Source organism: Micromonospora sp. AKA38 (genome assembly GCF_027925725.1).
GTDB lineage: Bacteria > Actinomycetota > Actinomycetes > Mycobacteriales > Micromonosporaceae > Micromonospora.
The window spans coordinates 519,589-545,925 of the sequence record NZ_BNEI01000002.1; the positions used below are offsets into that span (position 1 = coordinate 519,589).

General features: G+C 72.2%; 20 protein-coding genes. 8 read left to right on the plus strand and 12 right to left on the minus strand.

Annotation, left to right across the window (positions count from 1 at the left end):
* Positions 1-107: 107 nt before the first annotated feature.
* Complete coding sequence (locus TPA0908_RS05925) at positions 108-2,972, minus strand: vitamin B12-dependent ribonucleotide reductase (RefSeq protein ID WP_281935399.1); 2,865 nt, start codon at positions 2,970-2,972, stop codon at positions 108-110.
* Positions 2,973-3,037: 65 nt separating this feature from the next.
* Positions 3,038-3,538 (minus strand): transcriptional regulator NrdR, encoded by a 501-nt coding sequence (gene nrdR, locus TPA0908_RS05930; protein ID WP_107159129.1) that lies wholly within the window; start codon positions 3,536-3,538, stop codon positions 3,038-3,040.
* Between the two features lie 465 nt (positions 3,539-4,003).
* On the opposite strand from nrdR, the gene lexA reads away from it, so the two are divergent.
* A complete protein-coding gene (gene lexA / locus TPA0908_RS05935) occupies positions 4,004-4,786 on the plus strand; it encodes a transcriptional repressor LexA (protein WP_281935403.1) in 783 nt (260 codons plus the stop codon).
* A 61-nt stretch (positions 4,787-4,847) separates the two neighbouring features.
* Here lexA and TPA0908_RS05940 read toward each other — a convergent pair whose 3' ends face one another.
* Positions 4,848-6,731, minus strand: a complete 1,884-nt coding sequence (locus TPA0908_RS05940; protein WP_281935404.1) for a hypothetical protein — start codon at positions 6,729-6,731, stop codon at positions 4,848-4,850.
* A 49-nt stretch (positions 6,732-6,780) separates the two neighbouring features.
* Entirely contained in the window at positions 6,781-8,244 is a 1,464-nt protein-coding gene (gene hflX, locus TPA0908_RS05945) for a GTPase HflX (protein ID WP_374709175.1), read from the minus strand.
* Positions 8,245-8,444: 200 nt separating this feature from the next.
* Between hflX and TPA0908_RS05950 the strand changes: the two genes are divergently transcribed.
* Positions 8,445-9,917 carry an NAD-dependent malic enzyme gene (locus TPA0908_RS05950; protein WP_281935408.1) on the plus strand — a complete coding sequence of 491 codons (1,473 nt, stop codon included), beginning with the start codon at positions 8,445-8,447 and terminating at the stop codon, positions 9,915-9,917.
* 662 nt (positions 9,918-10,579) lie between these two features.
* Here TPA0908_RS05950 and dapF read toward each other — a convergent pair.
* Genes dapF through TPA0908_RS05965 form a run of 3 tightly spaced genes read right to left on the minus strand, consistent with a single transcriptional unit; the run spans position 10,580 to position 13,054 of the window.
* Positions 10,580-11,425 (minus strand): diaminopimelate epimerase, encoded by an 846-nt coding sequence (gene dapF, locus TPA0908_RS05955; RefSeq protein ID WP_281935410.1) that lies wholly within the window; start codon positions 11,423-11,425, stop codon positions 10,580-10,582.
* A gap of 7 nt (positions 11,426-11,432) precedes the next feature.
* On the minus strand, positions 11,433-12,452 hold the full coding sequence (miaA, locus tag TPA0908_RS05960; protein ID WP_374709176.1) for a tRNA (adenosine(37)-N6)-dimethylallyltransferase MiaA: 1,020 nt from the start codon (positions 12,450-12,452) through the stop codon (positions 11,433-11,435).
* On the minus strand, positions 12,335-13,054 hold the full coding sequence (locus tag TPA0908_RS05965; protein ID WP_281935414.1) for a class III extradiol ring-cleavage dioxygenase family protein: 720 nt from the start codon (positions 13,052-13,054) through the stop codon (positions 12,335-12,337). The genes miaA and TPA0908_RS05965 overlap by 118 nt, the downstream gene beginning before the upstream one ends.
* A 200-nt stretch (positions 13,055-13,254) precedes the next feature.
* Between TPA0908_RS05965 and TPA0908_RS05970 the strand changes: the two genes are divergently transcribed.
* Together TPA0908_RS05970 and TPA0908_RS05975 are read left to right on the plus strand one after the other, a co-directional pair.
* A complete protein-coding gene (locus TPA0908_RS05970; protein ID WP_281935416.1) occupies positions 13,255-14,463 on the plus strand; it encodes a DUF349 domain-containing protein in 1,209 nt (402 codons plus the stop codon).
* A 296-nt stretch (positions 14,464-14,759) separates the two neighbouring features.
* A complete protein-coding gene (locus tag TPA0908_RS05975) occupies positions 14,760-16,391 on the plus strand; it encodes a cellulase family glycosylhydrolase (protein ID WP_281935417.1) in 1,632 nt (543 codons plus the stop codon).
* A 99-nt stretch (positions 16,392-16,490) separates the two neighbouring features.
* Here TPA0908_RS05975 and miaB read toward each other — a convergent pair whose 3' ends face one another.
* From miaB to selD, 3 genes are all read right to left on the minus strand, one after another.
* Complete coding sequence (gene miaB, locus TPA0908_RS05980; protein ID WP_281935419.1) at positions 16,491-17,990, minus strand: tRNA (N6-isopentenyl adenosine(37)-C2)-methylthiotransferase MiaB; 1,500 nt, start codon at positions 17,988-17,990, stop codon at positions 16,491-16,493.
* A gap of 76 nt (positions 17,991-18,066) precedes the next feature.
* The gene (locus tag TPA0908_RS05985) at positions 18,067-18,546 is read right to left on the minus strand and encodes a hypothetical protein (protein ID WP_281935421.1); all 480 of its coding nucleotides are present in this window, start codon (positions 18,544-18,546) and stop codon (positions 18,067-18,069) included.
* 203 nt (positions 18,547-18,749) lie between these two features.
* Complete coding sequence (gene selD, locus TPA0908_RS05990) at positions 18,750-19,733, minus strand: selenide, water dikinase SelD (RefSeq protein ID WP_281935422.1); 984 nt, start codon at positions 19,731-19,733, stop codon at positions 18,750-18,752.
* A gap of 208 nt (positions 19,734-19,941) precedes the next feature.
* Between selD and TPA0908_RS05995 the strand changes: the two genes are divergently transcribed.
* The 4 genes from TPA0908_RS05995 to TPA0908_RS06010 all read left to right on the plus strand — a co-directional run bounded on the left by TPA0908_RS05995 (position 19,942) and on the right by TPA0908_RS06010 (position 23,283).
* Entirely contained in the window at positions 19,942-20,688 is a 747-nt protein-coding gene (locus TPA0908_RS05995) for an amino acid ABC transporter ATP-binding protein (RefSeq protein ID WP_281935423.1), read from the plus strand.
* A 51-nt stretch (positions 20,689-20,739) separates the two neighbouring features.
* A complete protein-coding gene (locus tag TPA0908_RS06000; RefSeq protein ID WP_281935425.1) occupies positions 20,740-21,675 on the plus strand; it encodes a glutamate ABC transporter substrate-binding protein in 936 nt (311 codons plus the stop codon).
* 79 nt (positions 21,676-21,754) lie between these two features.
* On the plus strand, positions 21,755-22,411 hold the full coding sequence (locus TPA0908_RS06005) for an amino acid ABC transporter permease (protein ID WP_281935427.1): 657 nt from the start codon (positions 21,755-21,757) through the stop codon (positions 22,409-22,411).
* Entirely contained in the window at positions 22,408-23,283 is an 876-nt protein-coding gene (locus TPA0908_RS06010; RefSeq protein ID WP_281935428.1) for an amino acid ABC transporter permease, read from the plus strand. Before TPA0908_RS06005 ends, TPA0908_RS06010 begins: the two co-directional genes overlap by 4 nt.
* Before the next feature lie 59 nt (positions 23,284-23,342).
* Here TPA0908_RS06010 and rny read toward each other — a convergent pair whose 3' ends face one another.
* Together rny and TPA0908_RS06020 are read right to left on the minus strand one after the other, a co-directional pair.
* Complete coding sequence (rny, locus tag TPA0908_RS06015) at positions 23,343-25,109, minus strand: ribonuclease Y (protein ID WP_281935430.1); 1,767 nt, start codon at positions 25,107-25,109, stop codon at positions 23,343-23,345.
* 446 nt (positions 25,110-25,555) lie between these two features.
* A complete protein-coding gene (locus TPA0908_RS06020; RefSeq protein ID WP_281935432.1) occupies positions 25,556-26,290 on the minus strand; it encodes a 3-keto-5-aminohexanoate cleavage protein in 735 nt (244 codons plus the stop codon).
* Positions 26,291-26,337 lie beyond the last annotated feature (47 nt).

Below are 26,337 nucleotides of genomic sequence, written 5' to 3' on the forward strand. Positions count from 1 at the left end.
CTGACCGAGCCGGGAGGAGCGAAGATCTGTCTCTGCAAGGAACAGGTCGGGCTCCGTCCCGGCTCACGAGCCCCGGGCGTTGGAGCGCCCGGGGCTCGTTGCTTTTGTCAGCTGCAACCGCTGGTGGAGCCGCAGCCCTCGCAGACGTAGCAGCTACCGGCCGGGCGCATCTTGGTGCCGCAGGTGAAGCAGAGCGGCGCGTCCGCGGCCTTGCCGATCACGGCTTCCAGCAGTTCGGTGCTGGAACCCACCGCCGGCGCCGGCTTGGCGGCGGCAACATTCGCCGTCTCCTGTGCCGGCTGGGCCACCGGGCCGGTCTTCGGCTCGGGCGCCTCGACCGGGGCGGAGGCGGCCATCGCGGTGAGGTCCGCACCGCTCGCCTCCGCCTCCGCCTCGGCCCGGAGCTGGGCGGCCCGCTCCTTGGCGGTGAAGATGCCCAGCTCCGCGCGGCGCTCGTACGGCAGGAAGTCCAGCGCCAGGCGACGGAAGATGTAGTCCATCACCGAGGCGGCCATCCGCACGTCCGGGTCGTCGGTCATGCCGGCCGGCTCGAAGCGCATGTTGGTGAACTTGCTGACGTACGTCTCCAGCGGGACGCCGTACTGGAGACCGATGGAGATGGCCACCGAGAAGGCGTCCATCACGCCGGCCAGGGTCGAGCCCTGCTTCGACATCTTGAGGAAGACCTCGCCGAGGCCGTCGTCCGGGTAGGACGAGGCGGTGAGGTAGCCCTCGGCGCCGCCGACCGAGAACGAGACCGTCTGCGACGGGCGCTTCTTCGGCAGCCGCTTGCGCACCGGGCGGTACTCGACGACCTTCTCCACGACCTTCTCGGCCTCGGCCACCGGGGCCGGGGTCTCGGCGGCGCCCTTGTTCGGCTTGGCGACCGACAGCGGCTGGCCCACCTTGCAGTTGTCCCGGTAGATCGCCAGCGCCTTGAGGCCGAGCTTCCAGCCCTCGTAGTAGATCTTCTCGACGTCCGCGACGGTGGCCTGCTCCGGCATGTTGACCGTCTTGGAGATGGCGCCGGAGATGAACGGCTGGACCGCCGCCATCATCCGCACGTGCCCCATCGGCGCGATGGACCGCTCACCCATGGCGCAGTCGAAGACCGGGTAGTGCTCCGGCTTCAGGCCGGGGGCGTCCACCACGTGCCCGTGGTCGGCGATGTGCTCGACGATCGCCTCGACCTGCTCCTCGGGGTAGCCGAGGCTGCGCAGCGCGCGCGGCACGGTCTGGTTGACGATCTGCATCGAGCCGCCGCCGACCAGCTTCTTGAACTTGACCAGCGCCAGGTCCGGCTCGACGCCGGTGGTGTCGCAGTCCATCATCAGGCCGATGGTGCCGGTCGGGGCGAGCACGCTGGCCTGCGAGTTGCGCCAGCCGTTCCGGTCGCCGAGCTTGTTGCCGAGCGTCCACTGCTTCGTCGCCTCGCGCTGCACGGCGGTGCCCACGGTGCCGGTCGGCTTGATGCTGTCGTTGGCGGCGGCGTGCTTGCGCATGACGCGCTTGTGCGGTTCCGCGTTGCGGGCGTAGCCGTCGTACGGGCCGACGATGCCGGCCAGCTCGGCGGAGCGGCGGTAGGCGGTGCCGGTCATCAGCGAGGTGATCGCCGCGGACACCTCCCGCCCCTGCTCCGAGTCGTACGGCAGGCCGGAGGCCATCAGCAGGGCACCCAGGTTGGCGTACCCGATGCCGAGCTGCCGGTAGGCGCGGGTGGTCTCCCCGATCTTCTCGGTCGGGAAGTCGGCGAAGCAGATCGAGATGTCCATCGCGGTGATGACGAACTCGACCGACCGGACGAACTTCTCCACCTCGAAGCCGCCGTCGGCGCGGAGGAACTTCATCAGGTTCAGCGAGGCCAGGTTGCACGAGGAGTTGTCCAGGTGCAGGTACTCCGAGCACGGGTTCGACGCGGTGATCCGCCCGGTCTCCGGGCAGGTGTGCCAGTCGTTGATGGTGTCGTCGTACTGCAGGCCCGGGTCGGCGCACTCCCAGGCGGCCTGGGAGATGGTGTGGAACAGCTTCTTGGCGTCGATCGTCTCGATGGTCTGCCCGTCGAGCCGGCCGCGCAGGTCGAAGCCGCCGCCGTTCTCCACCGCGGTCATGAACTCGTCGGAGACGCGGACCGAGTTGTTGGCGTTCTGGTACTGCACGCTGACGATGTCGGCGCCGCCCAGGTCCATGTCGAACCCGGCGTCCCGCAGCGCGCGGATCTTGTCCTCCTCGCGCGCCTTGGTCGCCACGAACTCCTCGATGTCCGGGTGGTCCACGTCGAGGATGACCATCTTGGCCGCGCGCCGGGTGGCGCCACCGGACTTGATGGTGCCGGCGGAGGCGTCCGCGCCGCGCATGAAGCTGACCGGACCGGAGGCGGTGCCGCCGGAGGAGAGCAGCTCCTTCGAGGACCGGATGCGGGAGAGGTTCACCCCGGCGCCCGAGCCGCCCTGGAAGATCCGCCCCTCCTCCTTGTACCAGTCGAGGATCGAGTCCATCGAGTCGTCGACGGCCAGGATGAAGCAGGCGCTGACCTGCTGCGGCGACGGCGTGCCGACGTTGAACCAGACCGGCGAGTTGAAGCTGAACACCTGGTGCAGCAGCATCCAGGTCAGCTCGTGCGCGAACACCTCGGCGTCGGCCGGGGAGGCGAAGTAGCCGTACTCCTCACCGGCGGTGCGGTAGGTGTCGACCACCCGGTCGATCAGCTGCTTGAGCGACCACTCCCGCTCCGGGGTCCCCACCGCGCCCCGGAAGTACTTCGTGGTCACGATGTTGGCCGCGTTGACCGACCAGGACTCGGGGAACTCCACCCCGCGCTGCTCGAAGTTGATCGAGCCGTCCCGCCAGTTCGTCATGACGACGTCGCGGCGCTCCCAGGCGACCTCGTCGTAGGGATGCACCCCCTCGGTCGTCCAGACGCGCTCGGTCTTCAGCCCCGCCCCGGCCTTGTTCCGTGACTTGCTGGTCGTCACGCCCTCGCCCCCTCGTCGGCACGGTCACCCACCGCGCCTGGTCGAACCTGTCAGAATCAGAGATGTCAGTTGATCGCGCCGGCGGTGTCGCCCGCCGGCGTGTCCGCGCCCCCCCGGGCGCGCGCGGCGGCCCGCAGCGTCTCGATCTCCCGCTCGAAGTCGGCGAGCGAGTCGAACGACCGGTAGACGCTGGCGAACCGCAGGTAGGCCACCTCGTCGAGGTCACGCAGCGGGCCGAGGATGGCCAGCCCCACGTCGTGGCTGGGAATCTCCGCCGCCCCCTTGGCGCGTACGGTCTCCTCGACCTTCTGTGCCAGCAGCGCGATCGAGTCGTCGTCGACCGGCCGGCCCTGGCACGCCTTGCGCACCCCACCGATGATCTTGGTGCGGCTGAACGGTTCGGTCACCCCGCTGCGCTTGACCACCGCGAGCACCGCCTCCTCGACGGTGGTGAACCGCTTGCCGCACTCCGGGCAGGACCGCCGCCGCCGGATGAGCTGGCCGTCGTCGGCCTCCCGCGAGTCGACGACCCGGGAGTCGGCGTGCCGGCAGTACGGACACCGCATCGCCCGACCTCCTTCATCGACCACGGGCACACCTACCGACTCCCGGGCACGCGTCGACCCGGCGGAGCCATCGTGGATGACCGTCGCCGGATGTGCGGTGCGGGAGTGCGTTCGGTAGTGGAAACCCAACCTGTAGGCAACTTACGCCCATGTGACTACTACATCTAGGGGTTGACCGTATGCCGTCCCCCAAGCGAGGTCAAGTTGGTCGGCGTGTCCGGCGCGTCACCCGTCGAGGAGCCCAACGCCGACCCGGCACCCTCGGTCACGGGGCGTCGGGATGGAACACCCGTTCGAGTGCGGCGTACCATTTATCAGAACAAGCGTTCGGAAATCCAGGATTTCGGCGCGACACGCCGACAGCAGGTCGTACAGATGTTTGAAAATGGCCGATCTCACCTATACGGTCGGACCACACGCACCACGAGCCGACGAGGCACCCAGCGCCGACCAGGGAGGACGGACGTGACCGAGGACCGGGCCAGCCGGCAGAAGAACCCGCAGCCGATCGACGGGGCGGGGCCGCCGGCGACCCGCCGACCCCGCGCCGCGCGCAGTCGGGCCGCCCAGCCCGCCGTGCGTCCGGTCACACCGGTGGTCAGCGCCTTCCCCGAACCGGCCACGGTCGACCTCACCGCCCGGCAGCGCCGGATCCTGGAGTTCATCCGCACCTGGGTCGAGCGCCACGGCTACCCGCCGAGCGTCCGCGAGATCGGCGAGGCGGTCGGCCTGGTCTCCCCGTCCAGCGTCGCCTACCAGCTCAAGGAGCTGGAGAAGAAGGGCTTCCTGCGCCGCGACCCGAACCGCCCGCGCGCAGTCGACGTCCGGGCCCCGAGCGACGTCGACGACGAGGCCGCCCGCGCGCAGCGTCCCGCCCCGGCGTACGTGCCGATGCTGGGCCGGATCGCCGCCGGTGGGCCGATCCTCGCCGAGCAGGCCGTGGAGGACATCTTCCCGCTGCCCCGCGAGCTGGTCGGTGAGGGCGAGGTCTTCATGCTCCAGGTCAAGGGCGACTCGATGCTCGACGCCGCGATCTGCGACGGCGACTGGGTGGTCGTCCGGCAGCAGCCCAACGCCGAGGTCGGCGACATCGTGGCGGCCATGCTCGACGGCGAGGCGACCGTGAAGACCTACCGCCGCCGCGACGGGCACGTCTGGCTGATGCCGCAGAACCCGGCCTTCGACCCGATCCCGGGCGACGACGCCACCATCATGGGCCGCGTGGTGGCGGTGCTGCGCCGGATCTGACCCCGGCCGACTGACGCACGAGGGGTGACCGGTGGCCGGTCACCCCTCGTTCGCGTCGTGCTCAGTAGCGGTCGCCCCGGGGCTCCCGGCCACCGGGGACCGGCCCGTACTGACCGCGCTCGCCGTAACCGTCGTCGCGGCGCTCGCCGCGCGGGTCCCGGGGATCGCGCCTCGGCGGCTCGGCCCGGCCGCCGTCACCCCGCCGGCCACCACCGGGCTGCCCGCGGTGACCCGCGCCACCCGGACCGCCACCCCGGCCGCCCGGACGCGCACCACCCTGGCCGCCTCCCCCGCCGCCGTAGACGCCGCCGCCCGAACCGCCCCGCTCGCCGGTGCCACCGCCACCGCCCGCGCCGCCGCCGTAGACGCCACCGCCCGGGGCACCGCCACCGCCCTGCGGCCGGCCACCCTGGGGACGGCCCCCGCCCGACCGGCCGCCGCCGCCCTGGGAAGCACCACCCGGTCGGCCGCCGCCCGGGGAGGCGCCGCCGCCCTGCGGACCGCCGCCCTGGGGACCGCCGACCTGGGGAACGCCGACCTGGGGAACGCCGACCTGGCCACGACCGCCGCCCTGCGCAGCGCCGCCGCTCGGAGGCCGACCGCCGCCCTGGGCACCCCCTCCGTACACGGCGCCGCCCGGGGGCCGGCCCCCGCCGTACACCCCGCCGGCCGGGCGCTCCCCGGCTGCGGCACCGCCGTAGACGCCACCGCCCTGAGCGCCGCCGTAGACCCCGCCGCGTGGCGGTGCGTCCGGCCGGTTGCCGGGCGGGACGCCGCCGTTCACCGGGAACTCGTCGCTGCGCTCGGACTCGTCAGCCGGCGCGACGGGCGCCGGCCTGCGCCGGGCCCGCAGGATGCCGAAGACGCCGGCGCCGACCAGCAGCGCACCGAGCACCCCGACCGCGGCGATCAGGTACGTGATCTCGTCGAGCGACAGCCCTTCCAGCCAGGACTTCTCGGCGGCCGGCCGGGTCTCGACCTTGCCGCCGTTGGGCAACGCCTCCACACCTGTGGTGGCCGGTGTGTAGCCGAGGATGTCGATCGGGTCGGTCGGGTCGAGCGAGCCGCCGTCGGAGACGGTGACGAACGACTTGCCGTCGGAGGTGTAGGAGATCGCCTCGCCGAACGGGTCGGCCAACGGCGTGACCCGGGGCTTACCGCTGGTCAACGCCTTGAGGATGTCACCGCCGGCCACGTCGAACTCGAACGCGTCGGCGTACGTGCGCAGCACGACCCTGGCGCCGTCCGGCGAGCGGGCGGCGCCGGTGACCAGCGCCCGCCCCGGCGAGCCGAGCTTGTTCTCGGTGTTGGTCTTCGGCAGCGTGACCTCGCCGACCTTCTCCATCGGGATCGGCTCGGGGTCGCCGCCGGCCTTCAGCTTCGCGGTCGGGGTGAAGACCTCCGACTTGCCGGAGAGCTCCTTCGTGATCACCAGCGGCAGGTTGTCGTCGCCGACCAGCAGCGCCTCGGCGTCGTGCGGCTCCTTGCCCGGGTAGGCGAGCCGGTGCAGCACCGGTTCCTTCGACCCGGACAGCGGCATCGTCCAGACCGCGACGCGTTCCCGCCGGGTCTTCTTCTCGATGTTGTCGCCGGTGTCGGCGACCCAGAGCGTCTTGCGGTCCGGACCGAGCGCCAGGTCCTCGGTGTCGAGCGGGCCGTCCCCGGAGTAGCGGATCTCCTTGTCGACCTTGCACTTGGCGTCCAGGTAGAAGACGCGCTTGCGACTCGGGTCGTCGGAGCCGTCGTTGATGACGACGTACCCGTCGCCGGTGGCGACCAGGCCGGACAGCTCGCGGAGCCGGTCGTCGGCGACCGTGCACTTCTTCTTGGGAGCCGCGGCCAGCACCGGGGCCGCGGCGGGGGCCGCCGGGGCCGGCCCGGCCGGCGCCACGACCGCGCCGACCAGGCCGAGCGCGAGCGTGACCGAGGAGACAACGTGCCGCATGGCGCTCAGTGTCGCACGAGCCGGGTTTCGGGCGGGTGACGCCGGACGGTCACCGCCCGGCGCCCACCCGATCGTCATTGGTGAGCCGGTCACCCGCGCGGTAGGGCGCCAGCTCGGCGGCGAGCGCCTGACCCACCCGCACGTGCAGCAGCGTGCCCTCGGGCAGGTGCGCGGTGCTCAGCACCTCACCCTGACGGTGCACCCGGGCCACCAGGTCACCCCGGTCGTACGGGAGCACCGCGCGGACCTCGACCGCCGGCCGGGGCAGCCGACGCTCGACCGCCTCGCGCAGCTCGTCGACCCCGCGCCCACTGTGCGCGGAGACGAAGACCGCCTCCGGCCAGAGCCGCTTGAGACGCAGCATCGTCTCCTCGTCGGTGGCGTCGGTCTTGTTGACCACCAGCAGCTCGGGCAGCCGGTCGGCGCCCACCTCGGCGAGCACCTCGCGGACCGCCCGGACCTGCTCCTCCGGATCCGGGTGCGTGCCGTCGACCACGTGCACCACCAGGTCGGCGTCGCCGACCTCCTCCAGCGTCGAGCGGAACGCCTCGACGATCTGGTGCGGCAGGTGCCGGACGAAGCCCACCGTGTCGGAGAGCGTGTAGAGCCGCCCGTCGGAGGTGGTGGCCCGGCGGGTGGTCGGGTCCAGCGTGGCGAACAGCGCGTTCTCCACCAGCACGCCCGCCCCGGTGAGGCGGTTGAGCAGGCTGGACTTACCGGCGTTGGTGTAGCCGGCGATGGCCACCGCGGGCACCGCGTTGCGGGAGCGCCGGGCGCGCTTCGTCTGGCGTACCGTGGTCATGCCCTTGATCTCGCGGCGCAGCCGCGCGATGCGGTGCCGGATCCGACGGCGGTCGGTCTCCAGCTTGGTCTCACCCGGGCCGCGCAGGCCCACGCCGCCGCCGGCGCCACCGCCGCGACCGCTACCACCGGTCTGCCGGGAGAGCGTCTCACCCCAACCGCGCAGGCGCGGCAGCAGGTATTCGAGCTGGGCCAGCTCGACCTGCGCCTTGCCCTCCTTGCTCTTGGCGTGCTGGGCGAAGATGTCGAGGATCAGCGCGGTGCGGTCGACCACCTTGACCTTGGTGCGCTGCTCCAGGTTGCGCAGCTGCGACGGGGACAGCTCACCGTCGCAGATCACCGTGTCGGCGCCGGTGGAGAGCACCACCGCGCCCAGGTCGTCGACCTTGCCCCGACCGATGTACGTCGCCGGGTCCGGTCGGTTGCGGCGCTGGATCAGCCCTTCGAGCACCTGCGAGCCGGCCGTCTCGGCCAGCGCCGCCAGCTCGGTGAGGCTGTTGTCCGCGTCGGACTGGTTCCCCTCCGTCCAGACGCCCACCAGGACGACCCGCTCCAGCCGGAGCTGGCGGTACTCGACCTCGGTGATGTCGGTCAGCTCGGTGGAGAGGCCAGGGACCCGCCGCAGTGCCTGCCGCTCCGACAGCTCGTACTCACCGGTGGTGGTGTCGAGCTCGTCGTCCTCGTAGGGGTGGAAGGTCTCCTGCTCGCGCAAACCGCGTCTCCTGTCCGTTATGTGCATCACCGAGAATTTTCGGCGCGTGACAGCAATCCTGACACGTGTCAACGCCGGGCGCACCCGCGTTATGCCCGTGGCGCTACCCACCGGTAGTGGGGCCGGATGCCGGTCGGCCCGGGTGGGCGGGTAGAAATGCCAGTCGAGCCGCTCAGCGTCGACGGAGGAGTTGTTTTCTCGTGGCCATCACCCGACTGCCGAGTGCCGGATTCTCGATCACGATCCGGATCGCGGTGCCCGCCGACGCCTCCTCCATCGGTCGACTGACCACCGCGGCGGGCGAGGCCGGCGCCATCGTCACCGCGCTGGACGTGGTCGACTCCGACCCGACCAACGTGATCGTCGACCTCACCTGCGACACCGCCGACGCCGGCCACGCCGACCAGGTGGTCGACGCGCTCACCGCGCTCGACGGGGTGGACGTGCGCAAGGTCTCCGACCGGACGTTCCTGCTGCACCTGGGCGGCAAGATCGAGGTGACCCCGAAGGTCGCGCTGCGCACCCGCGACGAGTTGTCCCGGGCGTACACCCCGGGGGTGGCCCGGGTCTGCATGGCGATCGCGGAGAACCCGGCCGACGCCCGGCGGCTCACCATCAAGCGCAACACGGTCGCCGTGGTCAGCGACGGCTCGGCCGTGCTCGGCCTGGGCAACCTCGGGCCGGCCGCCTCACTGCCGGTGATGGAGGGCAAGGCGGCGCTGTTCAAGCGCTTCGGCGGCGTGGACGCCTGGCCGGTGGTGCTGGACACCCAGGACACCGACGAGATCGTGGCGATCGTCAAGGCGATCGCGCCGGCGTACGGCGGGATCAACCTGGAGGACATCGCCGCGCCGCGCTGCTTCGAGATCGAGGCCCGGCTGCGCGAGGCGCTGGACATCCCGGTCTTCCACGACGACCAGCACGGCACCGCGATCTGCGTGCTGGCCGCGCTGACCAATGCGCTGCGCGTGGTGGGCAAGCAGCTCGCGGACGTCCGGGTCGTGGTCTCCGGCGCCGGCGCGGCCGGCACCGCGATCATGAAGCTGCTGCTGCGTCAGGGCGTGGGCGACATCATCGCGTACGACCGGCAGGGCGCGCTGCACCGCGGGCTGCCCGACCTGAACCCGGCCTGGCAGTGGCTGGCCGAGAACACCAACCGGGAGAACTACACCGGCGACCTGGCCGGTGCGGTGCGCGGCGCGGACGTGTTCATCGGGGTGAGCGCGCCCAACCTGCTCACCGGCGACGACGTGGCCGCGATGGCGAAGGACGCGATCGTCTTCGCGCTGGCCAACCCGGACCCGGAGGTGGACCCGCGGGAGGCGCGCAAGCACGCCGCCGTGGTCGCCACCGGCCGCTCGGACCAGCCGAACCAGATCAACAACGTGCTCGCCTTCCCGGGCGTGTTCCGCGGCATGCTCGACGCGCACGCCGAGGAGTTCACCGAGGAGATGGCGATCGCGGCGGCCCGCGCCATCGCCGACGTGGTCGGCGAGGACAAGATCAACCCCACCGTGATCGTGCCGAGCGTGTTCGACTCGCGGGTCGCCCCGGCGGTGGCCGCCGCGGTGCGCGCCGCCGCGCAGAACCCGGCCGTCACGCCGCCGCCCGCCGCCGACCCGGGCCCGGCCGACCTTCCCGAGATCGCCGCCAACGCCAGCGCCACCCCCTGACGGCGCCACCCCGACCGCGGCCCCACCGCCCGCCTGAGCTGCCACCCCACCCCTTGGCCGCCCGCCTTCGCCGCCGCCCCCACTACCTGGCCACCCGCCTTCGCTGCATGCCGCGCCGTCCGGCCGCCCGCCTTCGCTGCATGCCGCGCCGTCCGGCCGCCCGCCTTCGCTGCATGCCGCGCCATCTGGCCGCCCGCCTTCGCCGCATGCCGCGCCGTCCGGCCGCCCGCCTTCGCTGCATGCCGCGCCGTCCGGCCGCCCGCCTTCGCCGCATGCCGCGCCGTCTGGCCGCTTACCTAAGCTGCCGCCGGCGTGTCGCGGGCCGGCGTGTCGCGGCCGGCAGAGGTGCGACTGTGTAGCGATATACCGCAGCGTCATAAATATGACCAGGCGGTATATCGCTCCCGAACCCATCCGTCTCCCAGGCCGTTACCCGGCGTCACCAATGCCCCCGGCGGGCGACGCAGCCGGGCGGGCGACGCACCCGGGTGGGGCGACGCACCCGGCGCGGGCGACGCACCCGGCTGGGGCGACGCACCCGGGCGAGACCAACGCTCCCGGCTGGGCAATGCCTCGTGCGAGGCAAACGCCCCCCGGCTGGGGCAACGCTCCCCGTGCGGAGTGACGCCCGGTGCGACCGGCGCCGGACGGGGAAGCGCTGGTCAGGGGCGCAGGGCGGCGCGGGTCAGGGTGCCGGTGGCGACCAGTACGGCAGGGCCGGCCAGCCAGCAGGAGTCGGCGGTCACGGTGACCGTCAGGCGGCCGCCCGGGACGTCCACGGCCACGACGCCGTTCTCCCGGCCCATGTCCCGCAACGCCACCGCCGCCACCGCGCACGCGCCGGTGCCGCAGGAGAGCGTCTCGGCGGAGCCCCGCTCGTGGACCCGCATCAGCACGTGCCCGTCGGTGCCGTCGACCGGCTCGCCGGGCGTGGTGAACTCGACGTTGACGCCGGCCGGGAACGTCGCGGCATCGACCTCGGGGGCGCGGGTGAGGTCGAGGGCGGCCAGGTCAAGCGCGGCGGGCAGCGCACACACCAGGTGCGGGTTTCCGACGTCCACCGCCGCGCCGGTCAGGGTCAGCCCGCCCAGTGTGGCGGTGGCCGCGTCGTGCAGGCGGGGCCGGCGCATCTCGACCGCCACGTCCGCGCCCTCGACGCGGGCCCGGACCAGACCGGCCCGGGTGGCGATCGGCAGCGTCCCGCCCGACGGGGCGACAAGTGACCGCTCCAGCAGGTAGCGCACGAAGACCCGGGCCCCGTTGCCGCACATCTCCGCGAACGAGCCGTCGGAGTTCCAGTAGTCCATGAACCACTCGGCCTCGCCGGCAAGCGCGGCGCCGTCGGGGTGCTTCGCGGCGCGCACCACCCGCAGCACGCCGTCGCCGCCCAGCCCGCGCCGGCGGTCGCAGAGCGCGGCGACCAGGCCGGGCGTCAGATCGAGCGTGCCGTCCGGGTCGGGCAGGATGACGAAGTCGTTGCCGGTGCCGTGCCCCTTGCTGAACTCCACGGTCCCATCATCCCCGATGCCCGACGGCGATCCGCAGCGCCGTGTCGACGAACCCGGGGGCGGCCGAGTCGAGCCAGTGCACGCGCGGATCGCGCCGGAACCACGAGCGTTGCCGGCGGACGAACCGGCGGGTGGCCCGGATCGTCTCCTCGTACGCCTGCGTCTCGGTCAGCTCACCGGCCAGGAACCGCAGCACCTGCTGGTAGCCGAGGGCCCGGCTGGCCGTCCGGCCCGCCGGCAGCCCCGCGCCGACCAACGTGCGCACCTCGTCGACCAGGCCGTCGGCCCACATCCGGTCCACCCGCAGCGCGATCCGCTCGTCCAGCGTCGCGGTGTCCAGGTCCACGCCGAGCTGCACGGACGGGTAGTACGGCGTGGGCGCCGGCAGCGACGCGGTGAACGGCGCGCCGGTCAGCTCGATCACCTCCAGCGCCCGGACGATCCGCCGGCCGTTGCCGGGCAGGATGCCGGCCGCCGCCACCGGGTCCGCGGCGGCGAGCCGGGCGTGCAGCGGGGCCGGGCCGACCTCGGCCAGCTCCGCCTCCAGCCGCTCCCGCAGCGTCGGGTCGGTGCCGGGGAACTCGAACTGCTCCAGCACCGCCCGCACGTAGAGCCCGGAGCCGCCGACCAGCAACGGCACCCGCCCCCGGGCGAGGATGTCGTCGACCGCCGCGCGGGCCAGCTTCTGGTACTCGGCGACGCTGGCCGGCTCCGTCACCGGCCAGATGTCCAGCAGGTGGTGCGGCACGCCCTCCCGCTCGGCCGGGGTCAGCTTGGCGGTGCCGACGTCCATGCCCCGGTAGAGCTGCATCGAGTCGGCGTTGACCACCTCGCCGTCGAGCGCGTGCGCCAACGCGATGCTCAGCGCCGACTTGCCGGCCGCGGTCGGCCCGACCACCGCGACGACGGTCATGACAGCTCCCAGTTCGCCACGAAGTAGGCGACGCCGTAGGGCGCCCGGTGGTAGCTCAGCTCGCCCCGCCAGTCGCCGCCCGCCGCGCCCACCGCGCCGGCCAGCGTCTGCCATGGCGCCCGCCCGGCGACCCGCAGCTCGGCGGAGAGCACCGGGTCCAGGCCGCGCAGGGCGTCGGCGTCCGCGCCGGCCAGGGCCGCGGCGACCACCTCGTCGTACGCGGGCGCGCGCGGGTCGTCGTACCCCGGCGCGGTGACGCCCCGGCAGGCGGACCCGTCGCCGAGCACGAGCAGCGCGACCCGCGGATCGTCGGCGGCGATCAGGCTCGCGCCGAACGCCGCGCACTCCGCCGGTGCGGCGTCGTGGGCCACCGACCGGGCCAGGCGGGGCAGGCCGGTGCCGGAGCGGTTCAGCAGCCAGGCGCCGATGGTCAGGCTCAGCGGCAGGACCTCTCCGCCGGAGCAGGAGATCTTCCACAGCCGCACCGGCCGGTCGAGCCCGAAGCCGCGCAGAGAGCCCGAGTCGGCGGCGTTGAACCGGACGGTCTCCGGTCCCCCGCCGACGAGCAGGATCGCGTCGGGCTCGGCGGAGAGCAGCCGGGCGACCGCCGCGTCGGCGGCGGCCCGCAGGTCGTCCAGCTCGGGTGCGGCGGCGCCGGCCAGCTCGGGCACGAGCAGCGGCGGATGGGGGCAGACGGCGGCGGCGACCAGGGGCACGACCCCAACCTAGCGGGACACCCCGGTGCGTCCCGCGCCGATCCGGTCATCGAGGGCGTACGACACCGTATGGTCACGGTCGACGACAGGCGCTCGACACGGACGGGGGCGGACCTGTGACAATGCCGGGAGAAAGTTTGCTGCGCCGTGGCGGCGACCGAGGGCTGTTCCCTCGGCGCCGGGAGAACGAGGATGGGCACATGAGCGACTGGACTGCCTTCGGACGGGTCGACGAGGACGGCACCGTCTACGTCAAGACCGCCGAGGGCGAGCGGGTGGTCGGATCCTGGCAGGCGGGGGCCCCGGAGGAAGGGCTCGCCCACTTCGCCCGGCGCTTCGCCGACCTGGTGACCGAGGTGGACCTCACCGAGGCCCGGCTCAACTCGGGCGCGGCCGATGCCGGCCACTCGCTGACCACGATCCGCCGGATCCGCGCGTCACTGGCCGAGGCGCACGTGGTCGGGGACATCGACGCCCTGGCCGCCCGGCTGGACAAGCTTGCCGCCGTCGCCGAGGAGAAGGCCGGCGAGGCCAAGGCGGCCCGGGAGGCCGCCCGGGGCGAGGCGCTGACCCGCAAGACCGCCCTGGTCGAGGAGGCCGAGAAGCTGGCCGCCGAGTCGACCGGCTGGAAGACCGCGGGCGACCGGCTCAAGGAGATCCTCGACGAGTGGAAGACCATCCGCGGCGTCGACAAGAAGACCGACGGTGAGCTGTGGAAGCGGTTCGCCGCCGCGCGGGACGGCTTCACCCGGCGCCGGGGCGCCCACTTCGCCTCCCTCGACCAGCAGCGCAAGCAGGCGCAGACGGTCAAGGAGGAGCTGGTCGCCGAGGCCGAGAAGCTCAAGGAGTCCACCGACTGGGGCGTCACCGCCGGCCAGCTCAAGGACCTGATGGCTCAGTGGAAGGCCGCGCCGCGCGCCGCCAAGGAGGCCGAGCAGAAGCTCTGGGAACGGTTCCGGGCCGCGCAGGACGAGTTCTTCACCCGCCGCAGCGAGGTCTTCTCGGCGCGGGACAACGAGCAGAAGGTCAACCTGGAGCGCAAGCAGGCGCTGCTGGTCGAGGCCGAGGCACTCGACGTCGACGGCGACCCGAAGGGCGCCCAGGCGAAGCTGCGGGAGATCCAGGCGCAGTGGCACGAGGCCGGCCGGGTGCCCCGCGAGGCGGCCGCCGGCCTGGAGCGCCGGCTGCGGACGGTGGACGAGAAGGTCCGCCAGGTGATGGACTCGGCGTGGCGGCGCACCTCCAAGGAGGACAATCCGCTGCTGGCGCAGATGCGCGCCCAGGTGGCCGAGGCCGAGGAGCGGCTGGCCCGGGCCCAGGCGGCCGGCGACACCCGCCGCATCAAGGAGGCCGAGCAGGCGCTGGCGTCCAAGCGCCAGTTCCTCCAGCTCGCCGAGCAGGCCGGCTGACGGACGCGTTCGGAAGCCCCGGTCCCTGGCGGGCCGGGGCTTCCGTCTGTCCGGGCGGCGGTTGACGCATCGAGGTGGGCTGATCAGAATGGGCGGCGGAGTCAGGTTTCGACACCGGCGTTAGGGCGTCGACGGCGATCATCGCCGTCGAGGATCGCCGGTGTTCCCCCGCGGTTGGCCGTCCACGTGACCGGCCCGGCGGACGCTGTCCGCGTACTCGATGACGAGCGGGTCGGGCCTCCTGGTCCTGCCGCCCGCGGCGCCCGAGCGGCGCGGGCATCCGAAGTGGAGCTCCCATGCACCGACGCACCGCCCTCGGCGGCGCCCTGACGGCGCTCGCCACCGCCGCGGCCGGCATCCTCGTCGCCGCGGCCGTCAGCACCACCCCGGCCGTCGCCGCGGCCGGCGGCACCGGCACCGGTTACCTGCACACCAACGGCAACAAGATCGTCGACAGCACGGGCGCGACCGTCCGGCTGACCGGCATCAACTGGTTCGGCATGGAGACCGACAACAAGACGTTCCACGGCCTGTGGTCGAGCAACCCGTGGCGCGGCCAACTCGACACCATGGCCCGGTTGGGCTACAACACGCTGCGCATCCCGTTCTCGAACGACTCCATCAAGCCCGGCGCGACGGCGACCGGGATCAACGACTTCGTCAACCCGGACCTGATCGGGCTCTCCCCGTTGCAGATCCTGGACAAGGTCATCGGCTACGCGGGCAGCAAGGGGATGCGGGTCATCCTGGACCGGCACCGGCCGACCTCGGCCGGGCAGTCGCCGCTCTGGTACACCTCGGGCGTGTCCGAGGCGACCTGGATCGCCGACTGGAAGACGATGGCCCAGCGGTACGCGAACAACCCCACGGTGATCGGCGCGGACCTGCACAACGAGCCGCACGCCGAGGGCACCAACCCGGCCGCCACCGGCGCCTGCTGGGGCTGCGGCGACACCGCCCGGGACTGGCGGCTCGCCGCCGAGCGGGCCGGCAACGCGATCCTCGGCGTGCAGCCCAACTGGCTGATCTTCGTGGAGGGGGTGAGCTGCCCGAGCGGCGGTCTGTCGAACGTCTGGGACAACGACCCCAGCAACGACGAGGACTGCGGCTGGTGGGGCGGCAACCTGTCCAAGGCCGGGCAGTTCCCGGTGCGGCTGAACGTGGCGAACCGGCTGGTCTACTCGCCGCACGAGTACGCCACCTCGGTCTACCGGCAGGCCTGGTTCGACGACCCGAGCTACCCGGCGAACATGCCGGCGATCTGGGACAAGTACTGGGGTTACCTCTACAAGCAGAACATCGCGCCGATCATGATGGGCGAGTTCGGCACCACGCTCCAGGACCCGAAGGACAAGGTCTGGCTGGAGAACCTGATGGCCTACACCGGCACCGGGGTCAACGGCATGTCGTTCACCTACTGGTCGTGGAACCCGAACTCGGGTGACACCGGCGGCATCGCCAACGACGACTGGACCACCGTCAACCAGGCCAAGCAGGCCATCCTCCAGCCGTACCTGATCCCGCCGACGGGTGGCGGCAGCACCAGCAGCCCGTCCCCGACCGGCACCCCGAACACCTCACCGGCGCCGACCACGCCGGCACCGACGACGCCGGCGCCCAGCGGCGGCTGCACCGCCAGCTACAAGCAGACCAACGCCTGGGCCGGCGGGTTCCAGGGCGAGCTGACCGTGAAGAACACCGGCACCGCCGCGCTGAACCCGTGGTCGGCCACCTGGACGTGGCCGTCCGGGGTGACGCTGGCCAGCGGCTGGAACGCCACCGTCACGCAGTCCGGCACGACGGTCACGGCCGCCGCGCCGAACTGGGCGTCGTCGCTGGCGCCGGGCGCCTCGGTGACCGTCGGCTTCACCGCCAACGGCACCGCCGCCGCCCCCGCCACCGTCAAGCTCAACGGCACCGCCTGCTGATGGTGTAAGGAGGGGCCCCCTCTTAACGCATTCGGTAGAGGAGGGGCCCCTTCTTAACACTCGGTGTTAAGAAGGGGCCCCTCCTTCAGCGCGGGCGGGTCAGTGGGCGGCGCAGCCGCCGGTGGGGGCGGGCGACTCGGCCGGCGCGCCCACCGTCGGCAGCCCGAGCAGCACCCCGGGCGTACGCGGGGCGCGTCCCGCCTCGGCCGCGTCGCCGGCCCGGGTACGCCGGTGCGCCACCGGTGCCCCGTCCGCGTTGAGATGGTGCGGGGCGGCGTACGTGACAGTGGTGTGCACGATGTCGCCGGGGCGGATCCGCCCGGCCAGGTCACCGGTGGCGAAGTGCACGAGCCGGCCGTCGCGGGCCCGGCCGGACATCCGGCCGGTGCGCTCGTCCTTGCGCCCCTCGCCGACGGCGACCAGCACCTCGACGGTCTCCCCGACCAGCTTCTTGTTCTCCGCCCAGGTGATCTCCTCGACACAGGCGATCAACCGCTCGTAGCGCTCCTGCACGACCTGCTTGGGGAGCTGTTCGACCATGGTGGCGGCCGGGGTGCCGGGGCGCTTGGAGTACTGGAACGTGAACGCCGACGAGAACCGGGCCTCCCGGACCACGTCGAGGGTCTGCTGGAAGTCCGCCTCGGTCTCGCCGGGGAAGCCGACGATGATGTCGGTGGTGATCGCCGCGTCCGGCATCGCCGCCCGGACCTTGGAGATGATCCCCAGGTACTTCTCCGACCGGTACGAGCGGCGCATCGCCCGCAGCACCTCGTCGGAGCCGGACTGCAACGGCATGTGCAGCGAGTGGCAGACGTTCGGCGTCTCGGCCATCGCGGCGATCACGTCGTCGGTGAAGTCCTTCGGGTGCGGGCTGGTGAAGCGGACCCGCTCCAGCCCGTCGACGTCGCCGCAGGCGCGCAGCAGCTTGCCGAACGCGTACCGGTCGCCGAACTCCACGCCGTAGGAGTTGACGTTCTGCCCGAGCAGCGTCACCTCCAGCACGCCCTCGGCGACCAGCGCGCGCACCTCGGAGAGCACGTCGCCGGGGCGGCGGTCCTTCTCCTTGCCGCGCAGCGACGGCACGATGCAGAACGTGCAGGTGTTGTTGCAGCCGACGGAGATGGAGACCCAGCCCGCGTACGTCGACTCGCGCCGGGTCGGCAGGGTGGACGGGAAGACCTCCAGCGACTCGAGGATCTCCACCTCGGCCGCCGCGTTGTGCCGGGCCCGGTCCAGCAGCGCCGGCAGCGAGCCGATGTTGTGCGTGCCGAAGACGACGTCCACCCAGGGCGCCTTGCGGACGATCTCGCCGCGGTCCTTCTGGGCCAGGCAGCCGCCGACCGCGATCTGCATGCCGGGGTGCTTCGTCTTGACCGGGCGGAGGTGGCCGAGGTTGCCGTAGAGCCGGTTGTCGGCGTTCTCCCGGACCGCGCAGGTGTTGAACACCACCACGTCGGGCTGCTCGACGGACTCGGCGGCGCGCACGTAGCCGGCGTCTTCGAGCAGGCCGGAGATGCGCTCGGAGTCGTGCACGTTCATCTGGCAGCCGTACGTGCGCACCTGGTAGGTGCGCGGGCTGCCCGCGGCTGCGGTAGTCATGACCCGGACAGCGTATCCGGGCCACCCGGACCGCCCCACCCCCGTGTCCCGCCCGGGCGGGTGGGGGGTGGGGCGGTCAGGCGGCGGCCAGCGCGGGGGCGACCGAGTCGGGGGCCCAGCGGGAGCGGTGGCACTGCGACCAGCCCCGGCAGCCGGGGTCGGCAAGCGTGCAGAGCCGCTGGTCGCTGAGCGCCTCGCCGTCGTCGGTCTCGACCACGTCGAAGTGCACCGGGCGGATCGTGCCGTCCGGGGCGACCAGCAGGTGCCGGCCGGCGTCGAGCGTGTCGTCGCGCATCAGGCAGTTGCGGCCGAGCACCCGGGCCAGGGCCGCGATGGCGGGCAGCTCGGGCAGGCGTTCGGGCACGCCGTAACAGTCGACCACGGTGCCGTACGCCCCGGGCGCCTCCCACACGTCGCAGACCACCGCGTACGCGGGCAGCCGGACCGGGTCGGCGACGGCGAGCGGCATCACCACCCGGCCGAGCGCCTCGGCCAACGCCGGGTAGACCTCCACCGGCGCGCCGCCGTCGATTCTCCAGTTCCACAGCTCGGTCATGCCGCCTCCTCGCTGCGCTCGTCCCACCGGCCTCCGGATCGGGCCTTACTGACGATGGTGGGGGGCATTTGACCTCGACCGGGGGCAAGTTACCGGTCTGTGACCATTCCGGGCAAAATTTCCCCTGGGCGACGTTGCCCTGAGTAGCGGGAAGATGACAGTTTATCGGGTACGGTGTCGCGTCCGCACCGCTGCCACGCCGGTCAGCGCAGCCGGATCAACGTGTCGGAGGCGGGCAGCAACTCACCGACCACCGTGCCGCCCGGCACCTCGCCGGCCACCAGCAGCCCACCCGACGTCTGCGCGTCGGCCAGCAGCAGCCGCTCGGCCTCGTCGACGTCGCCGAAGTCGGTCCACGGCGTCACCCACTCCAGGTTGCGCCGGGTGCCGCCGCTGACGTACCCGTCGCGCAGCGCCTCCCGCGCGCCCTCCAGGTACGGCACCGCGGCGGTGTCGATCACCGCCGTGAGCCGGCTGGCGCGGGCCAGCTTCGAGGCGTGCCCGAGCAGCCCGAAGCCGGTCACGTCGGTGCCGCAGCGGATGCCGGCGGCCACCGCGGCGCGGGCGGCGTCCCGGTTGAGCCGGGTCATCGAGTCGACCGCCGCAGCGTTGCGCTCCCCGGTCTGCTTGTGCCGGGTGTTGAGCACGCCCACGCCGAGCGGCTTGGTCAGCGACAGCGGCAGCCCGGCCCGCCCGGCGTCCAGCGTGATCAACTCGTCCGGGCGGACCAACCCGGTGACCGCCAGGCCGTACTTCGGACCGTCGTCGTCCACACTGTGCCCGCCGGCCAGATGGCAGCCCGCCTCGCGGGCCACGTCCTGCCCGCCGCGCAGCACCTCCCGGGCCAGCTCCAGCGGCAGCACCTCCCGCGGCCAGCACAGCAGGTTGAGCGCGACGAGCGGGGTGCCGCCCATGGCGTACACGTCGGAGAGCGCGTTGACGGCGGCGATGCGGCCCCAGTCGTACGCGTCGTCGACGACCGGGGTGAAGAAGTCGGCGGTGGTCACCAGGCCGGTGCGCTCGTCCAGCCGGACCACCGCGGCGTCGTCGCCGTTCTCCAGGCCGACCAGCAACTCGGCGGCGCCGCCGCTCGGGCCCAACCCGGCGACCATCGCCTCCAGCTCACCGGGCGGGATCTTGCAGGCGCAGCCGCCGCCACGGGCGTACTCGGTGAGCCGGAACGTCATCGCTCCATGATCTCCGCGAGACGGCGGCGTCGCCACTCGGGCGCCCCGGCCAGGGACGGAATTGGGACCCGCCGGCACACCGGTGACCGGTGTTACCGCTCCGTGACCAACTGAGTTGCGTTCCGCCACGTCACCCCGCCTACAGTTGCCCAACCGGGGGTCGACCGACCCTCTGTTCCGGCACGGACGACAGGGACGGTGGACGATCGTGACGACGGGCGACCCGCTGATCGTGCTCGACGGGGTCAACAAGTGGTTCGGGCCGCTGCACGTGCTCGACGACGTGTCCCTCTCCGTCGGCCGGGGCGAGGTGGTCGTGGTCATCGGCCCGTCCGGCTCCGGCAAGTCGACGCTGTGCCGCGCCATCAACCGGCTGGAGCCGATCGACAACGGCACCATCACGTTCGACGGGCAGCCGCTGCCGGCCGAGGGCAAGCCGCTGGCCAAGCTGCGCAGCGAGGTCGGCATGGTGTTCCAGTCGTTCAACCTCTTCGCGCACAAGAGCATCCTGGAGAACGTCACGCTCGGGCCGGTCAAGGTCCGCAAGGAGAAGCCGGCCGCCGCCCGCGAGCGCGGCCTGGCCCTGCTCGACCGCGTCGGCATCGCCAACCAGGCTGACAAGTACCCGGCCCAGCTCTCCGGCGGCCAGCAGCAGCGGGCGGCGATCGCCCGCGCGCTGGCCATGCAGCCCAAGGCGATGCTCTTCGACGAGCCGACCAGCGCGCTCGACCCGGAGATGGTCGGCGAGGTGCTCGACGTGATGACCTCGCTGGCGCGCGACGGCATGACCATGGTGGTGGTCACGCACGAGATGGGCTTCGCCCGGCACGCGGCCAACCGGGTCATCTTCATGGCCGACGGCAAACTGGTCGAGGACGCCCCGCCGAACGAGTTCTTCGCGAACCCGCGCAGCGAGCGGGCCAAGGACTTCCTCTCCAAAATCCTCACGCACTGAGCGTCCGTAGTGGAGTCGTCCCCGGCGGCTCCGTCGAAGAAGGAGATGAGTATGCGTATGAAGCGCGTGGCGGCGGTGGCCATGATGGCCTCGCTCGCCCTTTCCGCGGCTGCCTGCGGCAAGGAGGGGGACCCGGCCCCGAGCGGTGGCGGCAACGCCAGCGGCGGGGCGCAGTCCGACAACTGCACCAGCTCGGGCGTCACCTTCACCCCCAAGACGGACGCCAACGTCGCCGGCAGCCCGACCTTCACGAAGGTCAAGTCGGCCGGCAAGGTCGTCGTCGGCGTCAAGTTCGACCAGCCGAACCTCGGCTACAAGGACGCCCAGGGCAAGCGCTGCGGCTTCGACATCGAGATCGCCCAGTACGTCGCCAGCACGCTCGGCGTCGACCCGGCGAAGATCGAGTACAAGGAGATCGCGTCGGCCAACCGGGAGACCGCGATCAAGGGTGGCGAGATCGACTACTACGTCGGCACCTACTCGATCACTGACAAGCGCAAGAACGACGTCTCCTTCGCCGGCCCGTACTTCGTCGCCGGTCAGGACCTGCTGGTCCGCAAGGACGAGTCGTCGATCACCGGCAAGGACACGCTCAAGGGCAAGAAGGTCTGCTCGGCCACCGGCTCCACCCCGATCCAGAAGGTCCGGGACGAGGGCATGACCGAGCCGGAGAACATCGTCGAGTTCAAGACCTACTCCGAGTGCGTCTCGCAGCTCCTGGACAAGAAGGTCGACGCGGTCACCACCGACGACGCCATCCTCAAGGGCTACGCCGCGCAGAACCCGGACGAGCTCAAGGTCGTCGGCCAGCCGTTCAGCACCGAGAAGTACGGCATCGGCCTGCCCAAGGACGACAAGGCCATGCGCGACTACGTGAACGACCAGATCGAGGCCGCGTTCACCGACGGCACCTGGAAGAAGATCTACGACGGCACGCTGGGCAAGTCCGGCTCGCCGGCCACCCCGCCGCAGCTCGAGCGGTACTGACGGTCCGCCCCCCGACCTCGGGCCGGGCGGGGAGGTCCTCCTCCCCGCCCGGCCCCGTCTGACAGTCTGAGAGCGAGGCATGGGCGAGTTCTTCCGCGTCCTGACGGACAACGCGAGCCTGTTCCGCGACGGGTTCATCAACACCGTCAAGTTGTTCCTGATCGCCGGCGTCGGCAGCCTCGTCCTCGGCACGCTGCTCGGCGCGATGCGGGTGTCCCCGATCCCCGCCCTGCGGGCGTTCGGGGCCACCTACGTCAACCTGGTCCGCAACACCCCGCTGACCCTGGTCTTCGCGTTCCTCGTCTTCGCGGTGCCGAAGCTGGACGTGAACATCGACTACTTCCCGAGTGCCTGCATCGCGCTCACGGTCTACACCTCGGCGTTCATCTGCGAGGTGGTCCGCTCCGGCGTCAACACGGTCGCCACCGGCCAAGCCGAGGCCGCCCGCGCGCTCGGCATGACATTTGGCCAGGTGCTGACGCTGATCGTGCTGCCACAAGCGCTGCGGGCCATGGTCCCGCCGCTGATGAGCGTCCTCATCGCCATGCTGAAGAACACCACGATCGCCGCCGGTTTCTCCGTGCTGGAGGCCGGCGCCATCCCGGCGTACATGGCCGAACGGGGTGAGCCGCAGTTCGTCGTACTCACCTGGATCGTCATCGGCTTCCTGATCCTGATCCTTCCGCTGGTGGTGCTCCAGCGGTTCCTCGAGCGCAAGTGGGCGGTGGCCCGATGAGCAGCAGCGTTCTCTACGACCTTCCCGGCCCGAAGGCACGACTGCGCAACCGGATCCTCGGCATCGCCGCGATCGCGGGGATCGTGGCCCTAGTCGCGTTCATCGTCTACAAGTTCGACCAGACCGGCCAGTTCGAGGCCCGCAAGTGGGACCAGTTCCAGTACGTCGCGGTGCAGCGGGAACTTCTCTCCGGCCTCTGGGCGACGCTCAAGGCCGCCGCCGTCGCCACCGTGCTTGCCCTGCTGTTCGGTGCGGTCTTCGCCAGCGCCCGGCTCAGCGACAAGTGGTTGCTGCGCGGCCCGGCCACGTTCGTGGTGGAGCTGTTCCGAGCCATCCCGCTGCTGATCCTGATCTTCTTCGGCTACTACGTGCCGTTGCAGTACGGCTGGCCGATCGACAAGTTCTGGGCGCTGGTCATCGGCTTGACGCTCTACAACGGCTCGGTGCTGGCGGAGATCTTCCGCGCCGGCATCAACGCCGTGCCGTACGGGCAGTCCGAGGGCGCGTACGCGGTCGGCCTGCGCAAGAACCAGGTGCTCCGGCTGATCCTGCTGCCACAGGCGTTCCGCTCGATGCTGCCGGCGATCGTGAGCCAGCTCGTCGTGCTGCTCAAGGACACCGCGCTCGGCTTCATCATCACGTACCCGGAGCTGCTCTTCGCCGGCAAGCAGATCGGTGGCCGCCTCGCCTTCGGCCTGCCGTACGTGCCGACGTACCTGATCGTCGCGGCCATCTACATCAGCATCTGCGGCCTGCTGTCGGTGCTGGCCTGGTGGTTGCAGAAGCGGCTGACCCGGCTGCCGCGCAGCGCGGCCAAGCCGGTGCCGTCGACCCAGACCGACGGCGGCGCCGGCGCCACGCAGCTCATCTGATCCGACGGACACACGACGGGCGGGCGGGGTTTCTCCCCCACCCGCCCGTCGTCGTTGCGTCAGCGGGCGATCTCGGTGACCCGGGACTCGCGCACCACGGTCACCCGGATCTGCCCCGGATAGGTCAGCTCCTCCTCGATCTGCTTGGCCACGTCGCGGGCCAGCACGGCCGCGCCGATGTCGTCCACGTCGTCCGGCTTGACCATCACCCGGATCTCCCGGCCCGCCTGCATGGCGAACACCTTCTCCACACCGAGCTTGCCGGCCGCGATCTCCTCGATCCGCTCCAGCCGCTTGACGTACGCCTCCAGGCTCTCCCGCCGGGCCCCGGGCCGCCCGCCCGAGCAGGCGTCCGACGCCTGGGTCAGCACCGCCTCGATGGTCTGCGGCGGCACCTCGTTGTGGTGCGCCTCGATGGCGTGCACCACGTCCTCGGCCTCGCCGTACTTGCGGGCCAGGTCGGCGCCGATGATGGCGTGGCTGCCCTCCACCTCGTGGGTGAGCGCCTTGCCGATGTCGTGCAGGAACGCGCAGCGCTTGATGGTCGCCACGTCCAGGCGCAGCTCCGCGGCCATGGTGCCGGCGATGTGCGCGGTCTCCACCAGGTGCTTGAGCACGTTCTGCCCGTACGACGTCCGGTAGCGCAGCCGGCCCAGCAGGGTGACCAGCTCCGGGTGGATCTCGGTGATGCCCACCTCGACCAGGGCGTCCTCGGCGGCCCGGTGGCACAGCTCCTCCACCTCGTGGCGGGCCAGGTCGTAGACCTCCTCGATCCGGTGCGGATGGATCCGACCGTCCAGCACCAGCTTCTCCAGCGTCAGCCGGCCGACCTCCCGGCGGACCGGGTCGAAACAGGAGAGCAGCACCGCCTCGGGCGTGTCGTCGATGATCAGGTTGACGCCGGTGACCGACTCGAAGGCGCGGATGTTGCGCCCCTCCCGGCCGATGATCCGGCCCTTCATCTCGTCGCCGGGCAGGTGCAGCACGCTGACCACGCTCTCCGCGGTCTGCTCGCTGGCCACCCGCTGGATGGCGTCCACCACGATGTGCCGGGCGCGCTGCTCGGCGGTGCCCCGCGCGTCCGACTCGATCTCCCGGACCAGCAGCGCGGCCTCCCGCTTCGCCTGTCCCTCGATCGACTCGACCAGCTCGGCCCGCGCGGCGTCGGCGGTCAGCCCGGCCACCCGCTCCAGTTCGCGGCGGCGCTTCTCCTCCACCTCGGTCAGCGCCCGCTCGCGCTCGGCCAGCGCGGCCTCCCGGGCGGCGAGCGCGGCGGTCGCGGCGGTGAGCTGCCGCTCCCGTTCGGCGAGCCGCTCCACCTCCTCGGTGTGCAGCCGCTCCCGCTCGTCCATCCGGGCGGCCCGGCGCTCCACCTCGGCGGCCTGCTCTCGGGTGGTGGCGGCGAGCACCGCGACCTCCCGCTCGCCGCTGCGCCGGGCGGTGGTACGCAGTTGCTCGGCGTCCGCCTCGGCCTGCTTGTGCGCCCGCTCCAGCACCGTGTCGGCCTCGGTGCGGGCGTCGTCGAGCACCCGTCGCGCCTCGGCGCGGGCGGCCTTCGCCTCGGCCTTCGCGGCGGCTGCCTCGGCCCGGGCCGCGGAGGCCGCCGACTTCGCCACGTCGATGGTGCTGTTGACCTCGTCGGCGGCGGTACGCAACGCGGCCAGGGACTGTTCCTGCCGGTCCTTCTCCGCGATGAAGGCCGGGTCCTCCGGTGCCGGAGCCAGGCTGAACCGCTGGAGCGCCCGCACACCGAACAGCACGGCGCCGACCACCACCACGACCAGCAGCAGCACCACCACGAGGAGGACGACGTCGAAGGCGCTCATCGCAGACCGCCGGTGAACCTGTGCCGCCGCGCCATGGCCGCCTCCCCTGAACGTCGGCGCCGCAGGACACGCGCCGACGGGCACGCGCCTGCGACTCTGGACGCCCGACCGGAGCGGCTGGCTGTGGGCAGCTTTCCGTCGGCGGTGCCCCTTCGGGGGGAACCGCCGGCGGCCGGTTGCAGTTGTCGGACGCTCCGGACCGGGTCCGGAGCTGCCGTCAAGGGCCGGTGAAGCTGGCCAAAGTGATGCTGTTCTGTTACGCGATCTATGTTGTGCGCTTAGCCTGCGCTGGTCGGGCAAAGTGAGCCTGTATGGCGAGGCTAGGTCGCGAGGACCCGTTCGGTCAAGGAGTCATGATCAAACCACCCGGACGGAGAGAAGTTGAGCCGTCACGGATTGCTGAGAATATGCCGGACAGGGCCGGACAAACCTCGCCGCCTGTCATCCTAGCGTGACGTTTCCCGGCTGCTCAGACCCATCCCCGGGGCATGATGCCGGGCGGCGGCGACCAGGGCGGTGTTGTCCGGCGCGCGACTGCCGTCCGGGAGCAGCAGCGTGTCCTCCAGGCCGATGCGGGTGTGCAGGCCTCGACGGACCGCCTCGACGAACACCGGCCAGGTGGCCGGCCCCTCGCCGTGCAGCAGCACCGGCGGGCACCCGGTCGGCAGCGCGGCGAGCATCGCCACCGCGTCGGCGAGCGCCGCCTCCGCCGGTTCGGCCATGCACTCCACGAGGACCCGGCCGGTCGGAGTCGGCCAGCGACGCCACGCGTCGACCGCCGCCACCGTCCAGAGGCCGGCCTCGACCATGACGCCGCGCTCGTGCAGGGCCGCCGCGACCGCCGCCGCGCCCGGTTCGTGGGCGTTGACCGAGGCGAAGTCGGGCCGCACCGTCCAGGCGCGCACCGCGGCCACCCGCTCGGCCGGGTCGGGCACGATCCAGGCGCCGGTGCTGACCCCGACCGGCAGGCCGGGGCAGGCGGCCCGGACGGCGTCGACCGCAGCGGCGATCACGGCCGGGTCGAGGGACTCGATGCCGCTGTCGTCACGCGGGTGCACGTGCACCGCAGCCACCCCGGCGGCCACGCAGCGGGCGGCGTCGGCGGCCAACTCGGCCGGGGTGAGCGGGACGGCGGGGTGCTCGTCCCGTCGCCGCCCGCCGTTCAGACACGCCTTCAGCACCGGTGTGCAGCCCTTCTGCCATGGCGCCCGCGACCCAGATCACCACG